Genomic DNA, 18310 nt, shown 5'->3' with positions numbered 1-18310 from the left:
GGCAATTGAACCAGTGGGCCGGGAAGCGGATCCATCCCCGATTGAGCCGGACATGGCGGAAACGCTGCACGGCTTCGGCGACGGACTGGTCGGCACCATCTCGCGCCCGCTGGGGCGCACGCCGCGTGGTACCGCGCTGGTGCTGCTCAACGCCGGGCTGGTGCACCGAATGGGGCCGTTCCGGCTCTACGTGCAGATGGCGCGGCGGCTGGCCGCGCAGGGGTATGTGGTCCTGCGCTTCGACCAGTCGGGGCTGGGCGACAGCACGCTTTCGCCGCGCGTGTCCGACAACCGCAAGCGCGACGAGGTGGCCGCCGCGCTGGACCTGGTCGCGCGCGAGACGGGCGTGGCGCGTTTCGTGCTGGGCGGCCTGTGCTCGGGCGCCGACGACGCGTTCAACTTCGCACCGCTCGAACCGCGGGTGGTCGGGCTGCTGTTGATGGATGGCATGGGCTACCCGACCCGCGGCCACCGCTTCCGCCACTACCTGCCGCGCCTGCTCAATCCGCTGCGCGTGCTGCGTTTCCTGTACAGGCGCTTGCGCAATGCACCTGCGGATGCGCTGGTGGTGGGCAACGATGACCTGCGTGATTTCCCCAGCCGCGCCGAGGCAACCCGGCGCCTGGAATCGCTGGACGAGCGCGGGGTCAGCACGCTGCTGCTCTATACCGGCGGCGTCGTCTCCTACTACAACCACCGCCGGCAGGCGCGGGAATGCTTCGGCAAGGTGATGCGCTCGCCGCGCATGGCGACCGAATACTGGCCCGAGTGCGACCACACGTTCTACGTGCGCGCGCATCGCGAAAAGTTGTTCACGAAGCTGGTCGACTGGATGGGCACGCGCTTTCCCGACTGAGCGGCGCGGCGCCCTGTGTCATCACGCCGTCCGTTTTCCCATTTCGCCCTCACCCTTTTGTCATTTCGCCCTCACCCTTTTTGTCATTTCGCTTCCCCTTTTGTCATTTCGACCGAAGGGAGAAATCTGCGCGCGAGGCGCCAGGTGCTTCTTCCCGGCTTGCCCGGATGCGGAGAGGGCGATCGCGGCTGAAGCCGCTCCTACAGGAACAGCGAGTGTTCGCCGCAAATACAGGCACAGCGGGTCTTCGCCGCAAAGCCAGGGACCATCGTTCCGGCCGAGGTGTCTTTGCAGGGCGGATTCGGACGCGGCCCGGCGGGTATGCCGGATTTCTCCCTTCGGTCGAAATGACAAAGGGCTGGGCCGTTGAAACGACAAAGGGCTGGGCCGTCGAAATGACAGAGGGCTGGGCCGTCGAAACGACAAGGTCGGCGGTCGCCACGAATGAATGCGCAGATGACTTCCGCAATGAACGCACAGAGGCCATCCGCAATGACAACGCAAAACGGGCGCCGCCAGGCCGCAGGCCGGACGGCGCCCCGTGTCGCGGTCAGCAGGGCCGTGCCAGGTCCTTCCTGAGGTCGTAGACCTTGCCGCTCATGGCCGCGTGCCAGTCGTGGCCGTCGGCCACGTCAGTGCACAGCAGCAGCAATTCCGCGTGTTCGAGCACCTCGTCGGGCTCGGACACCAGCATCTGCGCCAGGTGCGGCAGGTGGCGGTCGATGTAGCTGAGGTTGCGGCCGCGCAGGCGGCCCAGGGTCACGTTCGGGTCGTAGATCCTGATCGTGTGGCCCCAGCCGGTCAGCGTTTCCACCAGCTCCACCATCGGGCTTTCGCGCAGGTCGTCGGTGCCGTTCTTGAAGCTCAGGCCGACCAGGCCGATCTTCTTGCGGCCCTCGTCGCGGACCATCTTCAGCGCGCGCTTGAGCTGGTTCTCGTTCGATCCGAGCACCGAGGAGAGCATGTTCAGCTTCAGTGCGCCGTGTTCGGCAAAGCGGCTGATCGCACGCACGTCCTTGGGCAGGCAGGATCCGCCAAAGGCGAAGCCCGGCCGCATGTAGGCCGGCGAGATATTGAGTTTCCTGTCCTCGCACACGAGCTTCATCACCTCATGCCCGTCGCCCCCCATCGCCTTGGCGACGGCGCCGATCTCGTTGGCGAAGGTCACCTTGACCGCGTGGAAGGCGTTGCAGGCGTACTTGACCAGGGCCGCGGTGCGCGAGTCGGTGACGAACTGCTTGCCGTCCACTTCCGCGTACAGGTCCAGGATCGGCTGCGCCTGCTCCTGGCTGGACGCGCCCACCAGCACGTAGGGCGGCTGGTAGTAGTCCTTGAGCGCCGAACCCTCGCGCAGGAACTCCGGGTTGTTGCACAGCACGACGGCTTCGACGAAGCCTTCGCCCAGCGCGGCATCCAGCGCGTCCTGCATCTGCGTCTCGAGCAGGCCGGGCAGCAGGGTCGAGCGGACCACGATGTGGTACGGCTTGGGCGCAGCGCGCAGCGCCTGGCCGATGCTGGCGATCACCGCCTCGAGCGCGTGGGTGGTGACGCTGCCGTCGTCCATCGAAGGCGTGCCGACCGCGATCATCGCGATGTCCGACTCGGCCACCGCGCGCGCGGTGTCGGTGGTGGCGCGCAGGCGGCCGTTGGCCACCTGTTCGGCGATCAGCTCTTCAAGCCCGTTCTCGCGCAGCGGCGCCTGGCCGGCGTTGATCTCGGCAACCTTGTCCTCGTCGATGTCCACGCCGACCACCGAATGGCCATCCTTGGCCAGGCAGGCGCCGGTGACGCAACCGACGTAGCCGAGGCCGAATACCGCAACATTGCTCATGATTTCTGGGGCTCGCTATTGGGAAGGGAAGAAACCGGTGCTCAGGCCGCGCTGCGGGCTTTGCTGCGCGCGATGACGTCCAGGCAGATCGATTCGAACTGGCGGGCGATGGTTTCGCTGCCGTAGTGCGCGCGTACGAAGGCATCGGCCGCATCGCCAATGCGCCTGCGCAGCGCCGCATCGTCGATCAGCCTCACGATGTCCTGCGCGAACTGCGCGGCCGTATCGGCCTGCAGGAAGTGCGTGCCGGGCTCGACCGGCAGACCTTCGGCGCCGATGGTCGTGCTGACCGTGGCCCTGGCCATCGCCATGGCCTCGTAGATCTTCAGGCGCGTGCCGCCGCCGACCAGCAGCGGCACCACCACGACCGAGGCCTGCGCCAGGTAGGGCCGCACGTCTGGCACCGAGCCGGTGACCGCGATGCCGGGGCGCTCGGCGAGCGCGCGCACGGCCGGCGGCGGGTTGCGGCCTACCACCTGGAAGGTGGCCGATGGACGCTGCCGGATCACTTCGGGCCAGACCTCGTCGCAGAAGAAGCGGATGCCGTCCTGGTTGGGAAGCCAGTCCATCGAGCCCAGGAACATCACCCGTCCCTCGATCTCGTCCTGCGGACGGGGATCGAAGAATTCGGTGTCCACCGCGGTGTCGATCGCGTCGACGTGCTGCCAGCCGTAGCGCTTGCCGAAGATCTCCGCGTCCTGCCGGCTCACCGCGATCACGTGGTCGAAGTGGCGGCCGCACAGGCCTTCGAACGCCTCCATCTTGCGGAACTGGTTGAACATGTACGCGCGCATGAGCCCGCCTTCGCTGACCTGCGCGTGGCGCTCCAGGATCTGCGCCTCGACGTTGTGCTGGAACAGGATCGTCGGCGGCAGGTCCAGGCCGATGGTGTGGCGCGCCATCTGCACCGTGTCGCAGATCACCAGGTCGTAGCGCTCGTTGCGCACCAGCGCCTTGATCCTGTCGCGCAGGCGCGCGTCGTAGTTGCGGTCGATCGCGTAGGGGCGCGGCGAGGCGAGGTTGGCGACGGCGCCGGCAAGGAAGCGCGGGCTGCCGTGCGGCGAGGCTTCGCCCGGCACCGCCTCGACCTGCAGGCCCAGCGCGGCCATCTGTGGCAGCAGCGCTTCTTCGCCCTGGCGCAGGTTGCAGACATAGGTGACGTCGTGCCAGCGCGCCAGGTGCTGCAGCAGGTTGAGCACGCGGATCTTGCCGCCTGTGTCGCGCGGAAACAGGATCTGCTTGTGCAGGAACAGGATCTTCAGGCGCGTCGGGTCGGCTTTGCTGGACATGGGCGTTCGTTACCTGGTGTGTGGCGACGCGCGATCGCGGCGACGCCAACGAAGAGAACGTCAGATCGGCGCGGGTCGGGACAGCGACTGCGCGGCGCGCACGCGCGACGTGGTGTGCACCAGGAAATCGCTGATCGCAGCAACCGCGTCGCGACGATCGCGCGGCCCCACCGCCGGCTGCGGCACGGGCGCATCGAGGCAGCGCATGATCGCGTCGGCCAGTGCGTCCGCGCGTTCCGGCGGGACCAGGGTGCTGGCGCCCAGCGCGGCGATCTCGGGAATACCGCCGACCTCGCTCGCCAGCCACGGCGTGCCGCAGGCCGACGCCTCCAGCAGCACGTTCGGCACGCCCTCGGAGCGGCTGGGCAACACGAACAGGTCGGCCGCATGCAGCCAGCGCGGCAGCTCGTGGTGCGGGCGGCTGCCGTGGAAGCTGATCCTGTCGTCCAGTCCGAGCGCATGCGCCTGCTGCGCCAGCCGCGCCCGATCACTGCCTTCGCCGATCAGGTGCAGGTGCCAGTCGCCGCGCGTATCGGCCAGCCTGCGGCAGGCCTGCAGCAGCACGTCGATGCCCTTGACGTGGACGAGGTTGCCGATGAACAGCAGGTGCCGCGTGGAAGGGTCGAGCGCCAGCGCCTGCCGCGCCGCAGCGCGGTCGCCTGGCCCGAACACGGTCTTGTCGACGCCGTCCATGACCACTTCCACCCGGTCGGGGTCCGCGCCGAGTTCGACCACGCGCCGGCCGAGGTCCGCCGACACCGCGATCACGCCGTCAGCCTGCGACAGCGCGAAGCGCGTGCCTTCGCGGCGCGCGGCGTATTCGTCGACGCGGCGCACGTCGCTGCCGTGCACCTGCAGCACTACCGGCAGGCCGTGGCGCCGCGCCAGCCGGACCGCGGCCCAGCCATCGGGATAGGCCCAGGTGGCGAACACCATGTCGGGTGCGAACTCGCGCACGTGCCGGTCGAAGCTGCGGCGCACCGATTCGAGGAAGAAGCGGCCGTACATTCCGCGCAGCACGCCGGGCGTGTACCAGTAGCGCGGGTGTTCGACCGGGATGCCGTCACTCACGCTGCGGCGATCGCCTGCGATGGCGCCGGCGCCGGTCCTGCGCAGCGACCATTCGTCGCGCCAGGCGATCGGCGCGATCAGCCGTACCTCGTGCAGTCCGGCCAGGAAGCGGAAGCGGTGCCGGTTGAAGGCGGCCCGGTGCGGCTGCAGCGGGTTCGGGTAGAGGTTGGTCAGTGCGAGGATCTTCATCGTCACCCGTGTATCGCGCTGCATGCGCGCGGCGGCTATGTCCGCGATGGTGGCGGCCTGCCGCCGGGCATCGGGGCGGTCACTGGCGCAACGGCGCATGGTCCCCGTAGTGCAATACGTGCGCGGCCGCGCGATCCGGCCAGCGTGGCCTCAGGCTTCGCCCGCCGCATCTTCGCCGGGCGTGCGCTGGCGCAGGATCCGCGCCGGGATACCGCCAACGGTCGCGCCGGCCGGCACGTCGTGCACGACCACCGCGTTGGCGCCGACGCGGCAATGGTCGCCAAGCCGGACCGCGCCGATGACCTTGGCGCCCGCGCCGATGAAGACATGGTCGCCGACGACGGGCGAGGTGTACTTCTCCGCGCCGATCGTCACCTGGTGCTCGATATGGACATGGGCGCCGCCGCGCACGCTGCCGTTGATGACCACGCCCTGGCTGTGGATCAGCACGAAGCAGCGCCCGAACTCGGCGCCGCGGCCGATGATGCACTGGCCGAAGAAGGCGTTGAGCTTGTTGAACAGCATTGCCAGCGGCGCCAGCCGCCGCCGCTGCGACCACTGCATCGCGCGATAGCAGGCCATGGCGAAGGTGCCGTCGGTGAGCAGGGTCTTGACGATGTTGCCGGGGCGGTCGTCGCCGTAGCACCACCTGGCCTTGGCCTTGACGTCTTCGGCAAACAGCATGCATTACCCGGGGCGGAACGGTCGGCAAGTACAACGCAAACCGGTGCCGCGGCCGGTCATCGGCGGCGCGCGTGCCCGGGACGGCGCGCTTTCCGCGTTCCACGTTTCGACACTTGCATGCACGGGAAACCTGGATGGACCGGATCAGCGTGGTGATGCCCGCCTACAACGCATCGGCGACGCTCGCGGCGTCGATGCGCTCGGCGCTGGCGCAGACCCATGCCGACCTGGAGCTGCTGGTGATCGACGATTGCTCGACCGACCACAGCTGGGACCTGGTCCAGGCGATCGCGCGCACCGATGCGCGGGTGGTGCCGATCCGGCAGCCGCGCAACGCCGGTGTCGCCGCCGCGCGCAACGCCGGCATCGAGGCCGCCACGGGCCGTTACATCGCCTTCCTCGACAGCGACGACCGCTGGTACCCGGACAAGATCGAGGTGCAGCTGGCCGCGATGCAGGCGGCCGGGGCGCGGGTCGGCTACACCGCCTATGAACGCGTCGATGAATCCGGCCGCAGGCTGTCGGTGGTGCGACCGCCGGCGCGCGTGCGCCACGCCGACATGCTGCTGGGCAACAGCATCGGCAACCTCACCGGCATGTACGAGCGCTCGCTGGGCGAGATGCGGTTCGGCGCCTGGGGACACGAGGACTACGTGTTCTGGCTGCAGCTGGTGCGGATCGCCGGGGAAGCGGTCTGCGCGCAGCCCGACCGGGTGCTGGCCTCCTACCTGGTGCGCGCCGGCTCGCTGTCGTCCAACAAGCTCAGGGCGATGCGCTGGCAGTGGCGGATCTATCGCGAGTCCGAGCGGCTGGGCATGCTCCGCTCCGGCTGGTGCTTCGCCCACTACGCCCTGCGGGCGGTCGGCAAGCGCATGTAGGAAGGCGGCGGGCCGCGCCCCGCGGGCGCACCCACGTGATGGTGGTCACGGTCGGGGTGGGCCGGTGTCCGCTTTGCCGGGCTTTCCGGCGGGCTGCCGGGCCATGCATTGCGCGTTCAGGCTTTCGGTGTGAGCCTCGCCGGGCGACGCGGCTTGCCTGCGCGGCGCAATCAGGGGGCAATCCGAAGCTTTTCCGGTTCCTGGGAGATCCGCCCGAATGCGTTGCCGTGTCCTTTTTGCAGCCCTGGCCCTGGTGCTGCCCGTCCTTCCCGCCGCTGCCGCCGAACTGTTCGTCTCCACCGCGGGCAACGATTCCTCCGGCAACGGCAGCGCCGCCAGCCCCTACCGGACCGTCAAGAAGGCGATCTCGACCTCGCGCGCCGGCGACACGGTGACCGTGCGCGCGCCGTCCGCAAACCGCACCTACAACGAGTGCGACGTGCGCCTGCGGCACCGCCTGGTGCTGCGTTCGCCCGCCGGCGAACGGGCGCATATCCACTGCAATCCGGACGTCACCAACTCGGTCACCATCCAGATCGATCCGGCCGCCTCCGGCAGCCGGGTCTCGAACCTGGAGCTCACCGGCAGCCAGTACTACGGCGTGATGCTGCAGACCAACTGGTACCAGGGCGGCCCATCCTTCAATACCGGCGCCAGCGACGTCATCCTCGAGGACCTGCTGATCCACGGCACCGGCACCGACGGCATCAAGCTCACGCCCAAGTCGAACAACGCGGTCATCCGCCGGGTCGAGATCCACAGCACCGGCGCGCGCCATTCGGGCAACGCCGACGGCATCGACAACGTCAACGCCGACGGCATGGTGGTCGAGGACAGCTACATCCACGACACCGCCACCACCGGCCTGTACTTCAAGGGCGGGGCGCGCAACGTGGTGATCCAGCGCAACCGCATCGAGAACACCGGCGACGCCGGCATCCTGGCCGGCTTCGACACCAGCCCCGAGTTCTTCGACCTGTCGGTGAATCCCCAGTACTACGAGGCCATCGGCGGCATCGTGCGCAACAACGTGGTGCGCAACACGCGCTACTCGGGCATCGGCATGTATGCCTCGAAGGACACGGTGGTGGCCAACAACACCATCGTCAATGCCGCCAGCGGCGGCCATTCGGCGATCTATTTCGGCGTGACCCTGCAGGACTACGACCCCGCCGCCGGGCGACCGGCCAACGTCAATCCGAAGGTCGCCAACAACCTGGTCATCCAGAACAACAACCGCTGCGTGGAGATCCGCTATTCCAGCGAACTTGGCGGGCTGTCGGGCCTGAGCGGCTCGCCCGGCAGCAACTGGAACGGCTACGGCAACGGCTGCGTGTTCCGCGACAGCAGGCCAGGCGGCTTCGGCCAGGGCAACCTGTCGCAGTGGCGCAGCGCGCTCAACGCCGACGCCAACAGCAAGCAGGCGGCCTATGCGGTGGACGCCACCGGACGGCTCCCGGCCGGCAGCCCGGCGATCAACGCAGGCACCACGCTGGCCGAGGTGGCCGACGACATCGACCGGCAGTCGCGCAACGTGCCCTACGACCTGGGCGCGGATGAAGTGGTGTCCTCGCCACCCCCGGCCAGCCGGATCCGCCGCAGCGGCAACCAGCCGCTGACCCGCGGCGGCGCCTCGGCAGCGATGCAGCCTGCCGCCGCGTCAGCTGGTCGCGCGCTGTCGGCGGGCCCCGCCCGTGCCACGCCGATGGCAAGCACGGAAACCGACGCGACGGTCGAGGCCGCGGCAGGCCAGCCGGCTGCGGCGGCAGTGGCCGTGGCCGCGCGGACCGGTGTCCGCATCGCGCCGCCGGCCCTGCAGCTGTGGTCGCGCCTGCGCGGCTGGTGGGCCGCACGCCAGACGCGTGCAACGGAGTCGCTGCGGCGCGATTGACAGTCCGGCCCGCGTGGCCGGCCGGTGGCGATGACATGTCCTGCCCCCGGCCCGGAATGCGTTGAATCTGGCACTGGGTTGCTGCGCCATTGGCGGCAACCTGCCTGATCGATGCAGGACGGGGGGCGAGGGACATGCAAGCATTCGGCCATGAACATGCGACCACCGGGTCGCGATCCAGCTGCGGGTGGCGGTCGTGATCGGCGCATTCGCGGGCCGGGCCAACCGGACGGTGCGGCTGCTGTGGCTGCTGGAGCTGCTGGCGATCCTGCTGGCGGTCACCCTGGCGGTCTGGCTGCGCTTCATCGACGATCCAGCGAGCCGTGGCCTGTTCGTCGAGACCGCGCCGGGGCGGACCCTGCTGGTCGCACTGTTCGTGACCGCGGCGATGGCGGCGTTCGGGCTGTACCAACCGCACACGCGGCATAACCGCGTCGACCTGGCGCTGCGCATCGTGCTGGCGTTCGCGTTCGGTGGCGTCGGGCTGCTGGTGCTGTACTACGCGATCCCCGCGACCTACATCGGCCGCGGCGTGCTGGGCATCGCGCTGGTGGTCGGGCTGGTCCTGGTCTGCTTCCTGCGCCTGGTCATCTACCCGCTGGCCGGCGTGGAGGCGTTCAAGCGCCGCATCCTGATCCTGGGCGCAGGCAACAACGCCGACCTGATCAACAGCCGCCTGCGCCGGCGCAGCGACCGCAAGGCATTCAGCGTGATCGGCTTCCTGCCCATCGAGGGGCAGACCAGGGTCGTGGCCGAGAATCTGCTGGTCGCGCCGAGCGGGTCCACCCTGTTCGACACCGCGTCCGCGCTGCATGCGCACGAGATCGTGATCGCGCCCGACGAGCGCCGCGGCGGCGTGCCGATGGACCAGATCCTGCAGTGCGCGCAGCAGGGCATCGCGATCGTCGACCTGCCGGCGTTCTTCGAGCGCGAGGCCGGGCTGATCAAGCTCGAGATCGCCGACCCGTCCTCGCTGGTGTTTTCCGGCGGCTTCGACCATTCGTTCCCGCGCAGGCTGAGCAAGCGCGCCTTCGACATCTCGGCCGCGCTGCTGCTGCTGCTGATGGCCTGGCCGGCGATGCTGCTGGTGGCGGCCTGCGTGTGGCTGGAGTCGGGGTCGCCGATCCTGTACCGGCAGACCCGGGTGGGCGAGGCGGGGCGGACCTTCAATCTGACCAAGTTCCGCAGCATGCGCACCGACGCCGAGAAGGACGGCGTGGCGCGCTGGGCCAGCAGCAACGACGACCGCACCACGCGGGTGGGACGGTTCATCCGCATGACCCGACTCGACGAGCTGCCGCAGCTGTTCAACGTGCTGGCCGGCGACATGAGCTTCGTCGGTCCCCGCCCGGAGCGGCCGCAGTTCGTGGACCAGCTCAATGACGAAATCCGCTATTACAATGTCCGGCACTCGGTGAAGCCCGGGCTCACCGGTTGGGCCCAGCTTCGCTACCCGTACGGCGCCTCGGTCAACGATGCGCGGGAAAAGTTGAAGTTCGACCTGTTCTACGTCAAGAACCACGGACTGGTCTTCGATTTCATGATCCTGCTGCAGACCGTCGAGGTCGTCCTGTTCCGCCGCGGCGCGCGTTGAGCCGCCCGGAATGCAGCGCCTGCGGGGCTGAACAACCGTCCGCGGCCTCCCGCCGCGGCCGTCCCGCCACACCTCCGACACGAAGAAGAAGCACGCATGGCAGCCACTGAAAGCCTGGTCCGGGAATTCATCGCCAACACCTTCCCGACCGATGGCGGCGAATACCCCGGGGATACCGACCTGCTGCAGGCGGGGATCATCGATTCGATCGGCGTGCTGACGCTGGTGACGTGGCTGGAGGAAGCATTCGGTTTCCTGGTCGACGACGAGGACGTGGTGCCCGAGAACCTGGGCAGCGTCGACGGCATCACCGCCTACGTGGAGCGCAAGCTGCAGGAGGCCGGCAACCCGGCATGAACCGCTACGAACACCACCTGGCCCTGGCGGCCGCCGCGCGTCCCGACCACGTCGCGATCGTGCATGCCGGGCAGAGGACGAGCTACGCCGGCCTCGATGCCGCCGCCAACCGCTTCGCCGACGGCCTGGTCGAGCACGCGGGCCTCGAGAACGGCGAGCGCTGCGTCCTGTTCCTGGAAAACCGGGTCGAAACCGCGATCGGCATCTTCGGCACGCTGCGCGCCGGCGGCATCTTCAGCGCCGTCAATCCGACCACCAAGGCCGACAAGCTCGCCTTCATCCTCAACAACTGCGAGGCGGCGGTGCTGTTCACGCAGGCCAGCCTGGCCCCGGTCGCGTTCGCAGCGGCCGCGCAGGCGCCCAGCGTGCGCAGGATCGTGGTGGTCGACGACGCGGCGGGGGAAATGCCCGGCAACGCGATGTCCTTCGACGCGTTCTCGTCGCTGCGCTCGCCCGGCGCGGCGTCGCGCAGGCCTGCGGGGATCGACATCGACCTGGCGATGCTGGTCTACACCTCGGGGTCGACCGGCAATCCCAAGGGCGTGATGATGACGCACCGGAACATCGAGTGCGCCGCGTCCTCGATCACCACCTATCTGCAGTCGCGCAGCGACGACGTGGTGCTGAGCGTGCTGCCGCTGTCGTTCGACTACGGCCTCTACCAGCTGCTGATGTGCGTGAAGATGGGCGCCACCCTGGTGCTCGAGAAATCGTTCGCGTTCCCGCAGAAGGTCCTGCCGCTGCTGGCCTCGGAGAAGATCACCGGCTTCCCGCTGGTGCCGACGATGGCCGCGCTGATCCTGCAGCTGCGCAACTTCGATCCCGAATGGGCGAAGAGCGTGCGCTACCTCACCAACACCGCGGCGGCGCTGCCGCCGGCGCACATCCTCAAGCTGCGCGAGCTGTTCCCCAATGCGCGCGTGTACTCGATGTACGGCATGACCGAGTCCAAGCGCTGCACCTGGCTGCCGCCCGAGCAGCTCGACACGCGGCCCGACAGCGTCGGCATCGCGATCCCCGGCACCGAGGCCTGGGTGGCCGATGACGAGGGCCGGCGCGTACCGCCCAACACCGTCGGCGAGCTGGTCGTGCGCGGCGGTCACGTGATGCAGGGCTACTGGCGCAACGACGAGGCCACCGCGAAGACGCTCAGGCCCGGCCGCTATCCCTGGGAGCGGGTGCTGCACACCGGCGACCTGTTCCGAATGGACGAGGAAGGCTTCCTGTATTTCGTCGGGCGCAAGGACGACATCCTCAAGTCGCGCGGCGAGAAGGTCAGCCCCAAGGAAGTCGAGAACGTGCTGTATGCGTTGCCCGGCGTGCGCGAGGCGGCCCTGGTCGGCGTGCCCGACCCGGTGATGGGGCATGCGCTCAAGGCGATCGTGGTGACCGACCGCGACGACCTGGACGCGCGCACGATCCTGGCCCACTGCCGCGCGCACCTGGAGGAGTTCATGGTCCCGCGCACGGTCGAGTTCCGCGATGCCCTGCCCAAGACCGGCACCGGCAAGATCCGCCGCAGCGTGCTGCAGGCCGAAGCCGAGGGACGGCCGCTGCCGGAGGACGAGGCGGCCTGAGCGCCGCCCGCTGCGCACCTCAGCCCGGCGGGAACATCCCCGCCGGCAGGTCCCCGCAGTGGCGCGGGGTCTCGCCCTCCCAGCGCTCGCCCGGCCCCGGCTGCCTGCTTGAAGCGCCCAGCGGCTTGAGCGGCGAGCTGTACCAGTCGCGCGCCTGTCCGCAGACCATGCGCACCCAGGACGGGCCGTAGTGCCATAGATGGCCGTCTTCGGTCGTGTCGGTCGGGGCGCCCAGCGCGTCCCGCACCTCGCTGGCGGGCATGCCCGCCGCGAGTGCGATCTGCGCCTCCGGGCGCGGGCGTGCAGGTGCCTGCGGCAGCGCGCCAAGCACCGGCTCCGGCGCCGCGGCCGCCTCGGCGGCCGGACGCAGGTCGGGGAACTGGGACAGCGCGAACACCAGCGCCAGCGCCACCAGCGCCATGGCCAGCACGCGGCGGCGCCGCGGCGACGGGGCGTCGTCCCAGTCCTCGGCCTGTACCGGCATCAGCGAGGTCTCGACGGGCTGTGCCCGCGGGGGCGGCACCTGCGCCGGCGGCGCTGCTGCAGCACCCGGCAGACGGCCGTGCGCGCGGAAGAACTCGAGTGCGGCGGCGTAGCCGATGTTGATCGTCTTCAGCGCATCCTGGCCCGCAAGGCCATCGCCGCAACGGTCCGGATGCAGCTCGGCGACGCGACGGCGGTAGGCGCGCTTGAGCGCTTCGGGCGTGCAGGAGGGCTCGACTCCCAGCTCGCGGTACAGCGCGAAGAAGTCGATGGGCACGTTCACGGCCGGGTGGCGCATCGGCCAGCCCTCATTCCGGATCGAGCCTGCAGAAGATGCCCGGCAGCCGCAGCATGGCGCTCAGGTCCGGCAGGCCGACATTGGGTTCGACCGCCACGCGCGGCGTGTCGAAGCGGGGCGAGGACGGTGAAGCCTCGCCGCCGTAGTACGAGAACGCGCGGCGCACGCCGGCAGCCTCGAGGCAATCGCGGGTATCGTCATTGAAGGCCCAGGGGCTGCCGACGGGATAGGCGAAGTATTCCATGGGCCTGCCGGTTTCGGCGAGGATCCGCGCCGCGCAACCCTCGATCTCTTCGCGCTGCTGTTCCTTCGGCAGGCGCGACAGCACCGGATGGTTGACCGTATGCCCGCCGATGGTCATGCCGTTGTCCGCCATCTCGCGGATCATGTCCCAGTTCATCCAGTGTTCGGCGACGGTGTCGGGCGGCGACAGGCCCGTCGCCGCGCGTAGCGCCGCCAGCATCGCCGCGGCATCGGATGCTTCCAGTGATTTGTACTTCGCCAGCAGCGCGTGGATCTGCGCCTCGCGATGCGCGGACAGGGTGAGCGGCTCGTCGATCCAGGGACGCAGGTCGATCCGTGCGCGCGTGCTGCCGCGCACCAGCCAGGCGATCTCGTCCCACCACGGCAACGAAGGCCGGTCGATGAAGCCGGTCGCGATGAAGAACGTGGCCGCAACGCCGTGCCGGCGCAGGATCGGATAGGCGATCTGGTAGTTGTCCAGGTAGCCATCGTCGAAGGTGACGAGTACGTGGCGCCCGCGACGGCTTGCCGCGGTTTCGAAATCGTCGGGCGAGATGACGTCGAAGTGCCGCGCCAGCATCGCGATCTGCGCGTCGAAGGCCTCGGCGTCCGCACTCCACAGCTCGCGATCAAAGGGCGAGTTGGCGGCATCGCCGACGCGATGGTAGTTCAGGATCAGGACGCCCCTGGAAGGCAGCAGGGCCGCAAACAGCCGGTCCAGTCCCGTGCGCGAAACCACTCTTGCGGCAATCCGCTTCTTCATCTGCATACTCCTGTTTCCACAGGGGCGCAGGCACAACATTGCGCGACCCGTTCCTTCCCCTGCAACCTGTAACGGTGAACGTCGACGGGAACGGACGCTGGCCGGACGCGGGCCGGAATCGCGTCTTACCGGAAGATTCCCGGCATGCGCGGAGCGCGTGGCCGGTTCGTGCGGCCCCGCCGGATGCGGCCGGCCCAGGCCACCGCGGCATGCATTCGTCCGGGGCCAGCACTTCGCACTGCATGGCTGGACCGATCCCGATGACAACCCGAACCCTCCTGCTCGCGCTCGTGATCGCCGCCGCCGCCCTGGCCCACGGGCCTTCGCATGCGGCCACGTGGCACGTCTCGACCGCCGGTGATGACAGCCGTGGTGACGGGTCGGCGCAGCGGCCGTTCCGCACGCTCGGGCGCGTGCTCAACACTTCCGATGGCGTCGCCAACGCGGGCGACACGCTGGTGCTGGCAGGGCCCGCGGGCAACAACCGCTACGACGAGTGCGACGTGCGCCTGCGCGTCCCGCTCACGATCCGCTCCGCCCCCGGCGAACGCGCGCACATCCATTGCGATCCGGCTGAGCCCGATACGGTGACGATCCACATCGATCCCGAAGCGTCCGGGAGCGTGCTGTCGAACCTCGAGATCAGCGGCGGCCATTACTACGGCGTGATGCTGCAGACCAACTGGTCGCAGGGCGACACGGAGGGATACACCGGTGCCTCGGACGTGGTGCTGGAGGACCTGCTGATCCACGACACCGGGCGCGACGGCATCAAGATCACGCCCAAGTCCAACCGCGCCACGATCCGCAGGGTCGAGATCCACAGCACCGGTCGCCGCGACGCGGAGAACGCCGACGGCATCGACAACGTCAACGGCGACGGCATGCTGGTCGAGGACAGCTACATCCACGACGTCGCGACCACCGGCCTCTACTTCAAGGGCGGCGCGCGCGACGTGGTGATCCAGCGCAACCGCATCGAGAACACCGGCGATGCCGGCATCCTGGTCGGCTTTGACACCAGCGTCGATTTCTTCGACCTGGAGGCCAATCCCGAGTACCACGAGGCGATCCGCGGGATCGTGCGCAACAACCTCGTGCGCAACACGCGCTATGCCGGGATCGGGCTGTACGCCTCGAAGGACACGCTGGTCGCGAACAACACCATCATCGACGCGGCGCGCGAAGCGCAGTCGGCGCTGTTCTTCGGCATCGTGTTCCAGGACTGGAACGAGGATGCGAAGCGGCCGCCGAACCGCAACCCGACCGTCCACAACAACCTGGTGGTGCAGAGCGGTGGGCCCTGCGTGGAGATCCGCTGGTCGCCGGAACTGGGCGGCATCTCGGCGCTGGAGGGGAACGCCGGGCTGGATTGGAACGGTTACCACGACAGCGCGGGCCCCTGCGGTTTCGTCGACCAGCGCCCGGATTCGCCGCTGCCGTTGCTGGCGCGGCGGGTCGGGTTCGAACAGTGGCGCAAGGCGATGGGCACCGATGCGCACAGCGTCGATGCCGGCCTTGGGGTCGATGCGGACGGACGGCCGCTGGCGGGGAGCGCGGCGATCGGCGCAGGCCACGCGCTGCCCCAGGTCGGTGACGACATCGAGGGCCGGCCCAGGGGTGAGCGCAGCACGCTAGGCGCCTACGAAACACCTTCCAGCGAAGCGATCGGTGTGCTCGTGCCGCCGTCAGGTGGCGGCGCCGGTGGCACACCCCCGCCGGAAGCCACGCTCCGCGACATGGCGGCCCAGGCCGGCGTGAGCGCTGCCGCAGCGGCGCCGTATGTGCAGCGCGCCTGGTACGCGGCGCTGCCGTGGATCTCGCCGCTGCGTGCAGCCGCGCTGGTGCTGCTGCTGTTTGCCATCGTCGCCGCCGGCCTGGCCGTGCGCGTCGCGCGCCGGCGCAACATCACCGGCTGGCTGCTGGCGTGGATGCGCCAGGACTGGCGCGCGCCGGTGCCCGCCGGCACCACGCGGCACCTGATGTTCTGCTTCGTCGACCACTACGAGCCGGCCTGGGGCAAACCCGACCTGGCCAAGGAGCGCGAGCGAGTGGCACGCTGGCGGCGTGACCTGCCAACGCTGTGCGAGCGGCACCGCGATGCCGATGGTCGGCCGCCGGTACACACCTTCTTCTACCCCGAAGAGGAGTACCGCGAGGAGCACCTGGACGCGCTGGTCGAGCTGTGCCGGCTTGGCCTGGGCGAGATCGAGATCCACCTGCACCACGACAACGACACCGCCGAAAACCTGCGCGCAACCCTGTCGCGCTTCACCGAACTTCTGGCCTCGCGCCACGATGCGCTGCCGCGCGATCCGATCACCGGGCAGCCGCGCTGGGCCTTCATCCACGGCAACTGGGCGCTCGACAACAGCCACCCGAGCGGCCGCCACTGTGGCGTCGACAACGAGCTGATCGTACTGCGCGAAACCGGCTGCTATGCCGATTTCACCCTGCCGTCGGCGCCCGATCCCTGCCAGACGCGGACCATCAACCGCATCTATTACGCCAAGGACGACCCGGCACGCCCGAAGTCGCACGACACCGGGCCGCGGGTGAAGGTCGGCGGGCGCGACGAAGGCGACCTGATGATCGTGCAGGGGCCGCTGGGCTTCCGCTGGAAGAGCCGCAAGTGGGGGCTGCTGCCGCGGATCGAGAACTCGGACGTGCGCGCGGTCGCCACCGCCAGCCCGGACCGCATCGATGGCTGGGTGGAGACCGGGATCCACGTCGAAGGCCGCCCCGAGTGGATCTTCGTCAAGATCCACACGCATGGCGCCGAGGACCAGGACATGGACGCACTGCTCGGCAAGGCCATGCACGAGGCCTACGACCACCTCGAGTCGCGCTACAACGACGGCGCGCACTGGAAGCTGCACTACGTGAGCGCGCGCGAGGCCTACAACATCGCCAAGGCCGCCGAGGCGGGGCTGGCCGGCGAGCCCGGCCAGTACCGCGACCATCTGATCCCGCGGCCGGGCTATGGCGAGGTGAAGCTGCGGGCGGTGCGCAGCGCCTGAGCGCGCTGTGCCAGGGGTCCGCCGCTCAGCGCGCCAGCGCGTCGGCGTAGACCTCGCGATAGCGGCCTGCCATCGCCTCGACCGAGGCGTTGGCCTGGACCCAGCGGCGCGCCGCTTCGCCGAGGCGCTGACGCTGCGGCGCGTCGCCGAGCAGCTCCAGCAGCAGTGCGCACAGCCGGGCCTGGTCCTCGCTGGCGAACAGGCGGCCGGTGACGCCGTCCTCGATGATCTCCGGATTGCCGCCGACCGCTGTCGCCACGACCGCGCGCTGCGCGGCGCAGGCCTCGAGCAGGGCGATCGACAGGCCTTCGGTGCGCGAGGGCAGGGCGAAGATGTCCAGCGCCGGCAGCAGCCCGGCAACGTCGTCATGCGCACCCGCGAACACCACCTGGCCGGCGACGCCCAGCGACTGCGCGCAAGCGCGCAACTCAGCAAGCATGGGGCCGTCGCCGACCAGCACCAGGCGGACGGCGGGGTGCACGGCGAGCAGCGCGGGCATGCAGGCGATCAGCAGGCGATGGTTCTTCAGGTCGACCAGCCGCCCCACGCTGCCGATCACCGGCGCGTCATCGGCGATGCCCAGCTGCGCGCGCGCCGCGTGCCTGCGTGCGTCGTCCGGACTGAAGCGCGCGACCGGGATGCCGTTGCGCACGGTGACCGCACGCGCCGGATCGACGATGCCGTCGGCGGTGAAGCGCCCGTGGACCTGCTCGCCGACCATCGCGACCCGTGCCGTGCGCCTCAGCGACAACCGGTACAGGCCGCGCAGGCGCGCGTTCGACAGGCGCGTGCCCATGTTGTGGCAGCTGTTGACGATCGCGTGCCGGTGGCGCGCGCCTAGCATGGCGGTGGCCGCGTAGTAGTTGGGTACGAAGTTGTGGGTGTGCAGGATGTCGATGGCGTGGCCGGTCGCGGCCTGGCGCAGCGCCCGCAGCACGCGCAGGTCCAGGGTGCGGCGCTTGCCGCCGACGGTCACCGACACGCCGGCGCTTTCCAGAGACTCGCGGAAGCCGCCGGTGTCGCAGATGCTGAAGACGCGGACGCGGTGGCCGTCGGCGTGCTGCTGCAGGGCCAGGTCGCATACGACGCGCTCGAGGCCGCCGTAGTCGAGCGAGTTGACGACATGCAGGATGCCGAGGGGCGGGTGCGGTTCCATCAGTGGCTGGGCGTCTGTGCAGGCGCGCCGCCGCGCCGCTGCGGAGCACGGCCCGGACGGAGGTCCGCCGTTGCATGTAACAACGCGTTTGCCGGCCATCCCAGGACAGGCACCGCGAAATGCGCCTCGG

The 18310-nt window shown here is 69.5% G+C and carries 14 protein-coding genes; 7 read left to right on the top strand and 7 right to left on the bottom strand.

All coding sequences use genetic code 11. The annotated features are described in order from the left end of the window. Positions 1 to 52 precede the first annotated feature (52 nt). Positions 53 to 856 (top strand): alpha/beta hydrolase, encoded by an 804-nt coding sequence (locus ACW5DW_RS14220; RefSeq protein ID WP_457019764.1) that lies wholly within the window; start codon positions 53 to 55, stop codon positions 854 to 856. A gap of 550 nt (positions 857 to 1406) precedes the next feature. Here ACW5DW_RS14220 and ACW5DW_RS14215 read toward each other — a convergent pair. From ACW5DW_RS14215 to ACW5DW_RS14200, 4 genes are all read right to left on the bottom strand, one after another. Beyond that, a complete protein-coding gene (locus ACW5DW_RS14215; RefSeq protein WP_457019762.1) occupies positions 1407 to 2687 on the bottom strand; it encodes a nucleotide sugar dehydrogenase in 1281 nt (426 codons plus the stop codon). A gap of 41 nt (positions 2688 to 2728) precedes the next feature. After that, positions 2729 to 3976: a glycosyltransferase gene (locus ACW5DW_RS14210; RefSeq protein ID WP_457019760.1), complete on the bottom strand. Its 1248-nt coding sequence runs from the start codon at positions 3974 to 3976 to the stop codon at positions 2729 to 2731. A 60-nt stretch (positions 3977 to 4036) separates the two neighbouring features. Beyond that, a complete protein-coding gene (locus ACW5DW_RS14205) occupies positions 4037 to 5236 on the bottom strand; it encodes a glycosyltransferase family 4 protein (RefSeq protein ID WP_457019759.1) in 1200 nt (399 codons plus the stop codon). Positions 5237 to 5386: 150 nt separating this feature from the next. Beyond that, complete coding sequence (locus ACW5DW_RS14200; RefSeq protein ID WP_457019757.1) at positions 5387 to 5920, bottom strand: serine O-acetyltransferase; 534 nt, start codon at positions 5918 to 5920, stop codon at positions 5387 to 5389. A 134-nt stretch (positions 5921 to 6054) separates the two neighbouring features. On the opposite strand from ACW5DW_RS14200, the gene ACW5DW_RS14195 reads away from it, so the two are divergent. The 5 genes from ACW5DW_RS14195 to ACW5DW_RS14175 all read left to right on the top strand — a co-directional run bounded on the left by ACW5DW_RS14195 (position 6055) and on the right by ACW5DW_RS14175 (position 12217). Then, positions 6055 to 6798, top strand: coding sequence for a glycosyltransferase family 2 protein (locus ACW5DW_RS14195; RefSeq protein ID WP_457019755.1), 744 nt, complete (start codon positions 6055 to 6057; stop codon positions 6796 to 6798). A gap of 217 nt (positions 6799 to 7015) precedes the next feature. After that, positions 7016 to 8689, top strand: coding sequence for a right-handed parallel beta-helix repeat-containing protein (locus ACW5DW_RS14190; protein ID WP_457019753.1), 1674 nt, complete (start codon positions 7016 to 7018; stop codon positions 8687 to 8689). A gap of 196 nt (positions 8690 to 8885) precedes the next feature. Next, entirely contained in the window at positions 8886 to 10283 is a 1398-nt protein-coding gene (locus ACW5DW_RS14185; protein ID WP_457019751.1) for a TIGR03013 family XrtA/PEP-CTERM system glycosyltransferase, read from the top strand. A 96-nt stretch (positions 10284 to 10379) separates the two neighbouring features. Further along, a complete protein-coding gene (locus ACW5DW_RS14180) occupies positions 10380 to 10640 on the top strand; it encodes an acyl carrier protein (RefSeq protein ID WP_457019749.1) in 261 nt (86 codons plus the stop codon). Then, positions 10637 to 12217 carry a class I adenylate-forming enzyme family protein gene (locus ACW5DW_RS14175; protein ID WP_457019748.1) on the top strand — a complete coding sequence of 527 codons (1581 nt, stop codon included), beginning with the start codon at positions 10637 to 10639 and terminating at the stop codon, positions 12215 to 12217. Before ACW5DW_RS14180 ends, ACW5DW_RS14175 begins: the two co-directional genes overlap by 4 nt. 19 nt (positions 12218 to 12236) lie before the next feature. On the opposite strand, the gene ACW5DW_RS14170 is transcribed toward ACW5DW_RS14175, so the two are convergent. Together ACW5DW_RS14170 and ACW5DW_RS14165 are read right to left on the bottom strand one after the other, a co-directional pair. Next, the gene (locus ACW5DW_RS14170) at positions 12237 to 12998 is read right to left on the bottom strand and encodes a J domain-containing protein (protein ID WP_457019746.1); all 762 of its coding nucleotides are present in this window, start codon (positions 12996 to 12998) and stop codon (positions 12237 to 12239) included. Positions 12999 to 13008: 10 nt separating this feature from the next. Next, entirely contained in the window at positions 13009 to 14004 is a 996-nt protein-coding gene (locus tag ACW5DW_RS14165) for a polysaccharide deacetylase family protein (protein ID WP_457019745.1), read from the bottom strand. Between the two features lie 260 nt (positions 14005 to 14264). On the opposite strand from ACW5DW_RS14165, the gene ACW5DW_RS14160 reads away from it, so the two are divergent. Beyond that, a complete protein-coding gene (locus ACW5DW_RS14160; protein ID WP_457019744.1) occupies positions 14265 to 17024 on the top strand; it encodes a right-handed parallel beta-helix repeat-containing protein in 2760 nt (919 codons plus the stop codon). Positions 17025 to 17049: 25 nt separating this feature from the next. Here ACW5DW_RS14160 and ACW5DW_RS14155 read toward each other — a convergent pair whose 3' ends face one another. Continuing rightward, entirely contained in the window at positions 17050 to 18180 is a 1131-nt protein-coding gene (locus tag ACW5DW_RS14155) for a glycosyltransferase (RefSeq protein WP_457019742.1), read from the bottom strand. Between the last annotated feature and the right edge of the window lie 130 nt (positions 18181 to 18310).

The sequence above is a fragment of the Luteimonas sp. A482 genome, assembly GCF_054072655.1.
The sequence above is the reverse complement of the archived record's forward strand: the minus strand, read 5'-3'. Positions and strand labels throughout refer to the sequence as shown.

Coding starts and splice junctions, on each gene's coding strand:
- ACW5DW_RS14215 (WP_457019762.1), bottom strand. CDS start 2,687: ATGAGCAATGTTGCGGTATTCGGCCTCGGCTACGTCGGTTGCGTCACC.
- ACW5DW_RS14210 (WP_457019760.1), bottom strand. CDS start 3,976: ATGTCCAGCAAAGCCGACCCGACGCGCCTGAAGATCCTGTTCCTGCAC.
- ACW5DW_RS14170 (WP_457019746.1), bottom strand. CDS start 12,998: ATGCGCCACCCGGCCGTGAACGTGCCCATCGACTTCTTCGCGCTGTAC.
- ACW5DW_RS14220 (WP_457019764.1), top strand. CDS start 53: ATGGCGGAAACGCTGCACGGCTTCGGCGACGGACTGGTCGGCACCATC.
- ACW5DW_RS14205 (WP_457019759.1), bottom strand. CDS start 5,236: ATGAAGATCCTCGCACTGACCAACCTCTACCCGAACCCGCTGCAGCCG.
- ACW5DW_RS14175 (WP_457019748.1), top strand. CDS start 10,637: ATGAACCGCTACGAACACCACCTGGCCCTGGCGGCCGCCGCGCGTCCC.
- ACW5DW_RS14160 (WP_457019744.1), top strand. CDS start 14,265: ATGACAACCCGAACCCTCCTGCTCGCGCTCGTGATCGCCGCCGCCGCC.
- ACW5DW_RS14195 (WP_457019755.1), top strand. CDS start 6,055: ATGGACCGGATCAGCGTGGTGATGCCCGCCTACAACGCATCGGCGACG.
- ACW5DW_RS14190 (WP_457019753.1), top strand. CDS start 7,016: ATGCGTTGCCGTGTCCTTTTTGCAGCCCTGGCCCTGGTGCTGCCCGTC.
- ACW5DW_RS14180 (WP_457019749.1), top strand. CDS start 10,380: ATGGCAGCCACTGAAAGCCTGGTCCGGGAATTCATCGCCAACACCTTC.
- ACW5DW_RS14200 (WP_457019757.1), bottom strand. CDS start 5,920: ATGCTGTTTGCCGAAGACGTCAAGGCCAAGGCCAGGTGGTGCTACGGC.
- ACW5DW_RS14165 (WP_457019745.1), bottom strand. CDS start 14,004: ATGAAGAAGCGGATTGCCGCAAGAGTGGTTTCGCGCACGGGACTGGAC.
- ACW5DW_RS14155 (WP_457019742.1), bottom strand. CDS start 18,180: ATGGAACCGCACCCGCCCCTCGGCATCCTGCATGTCGTCAACTCGCTC.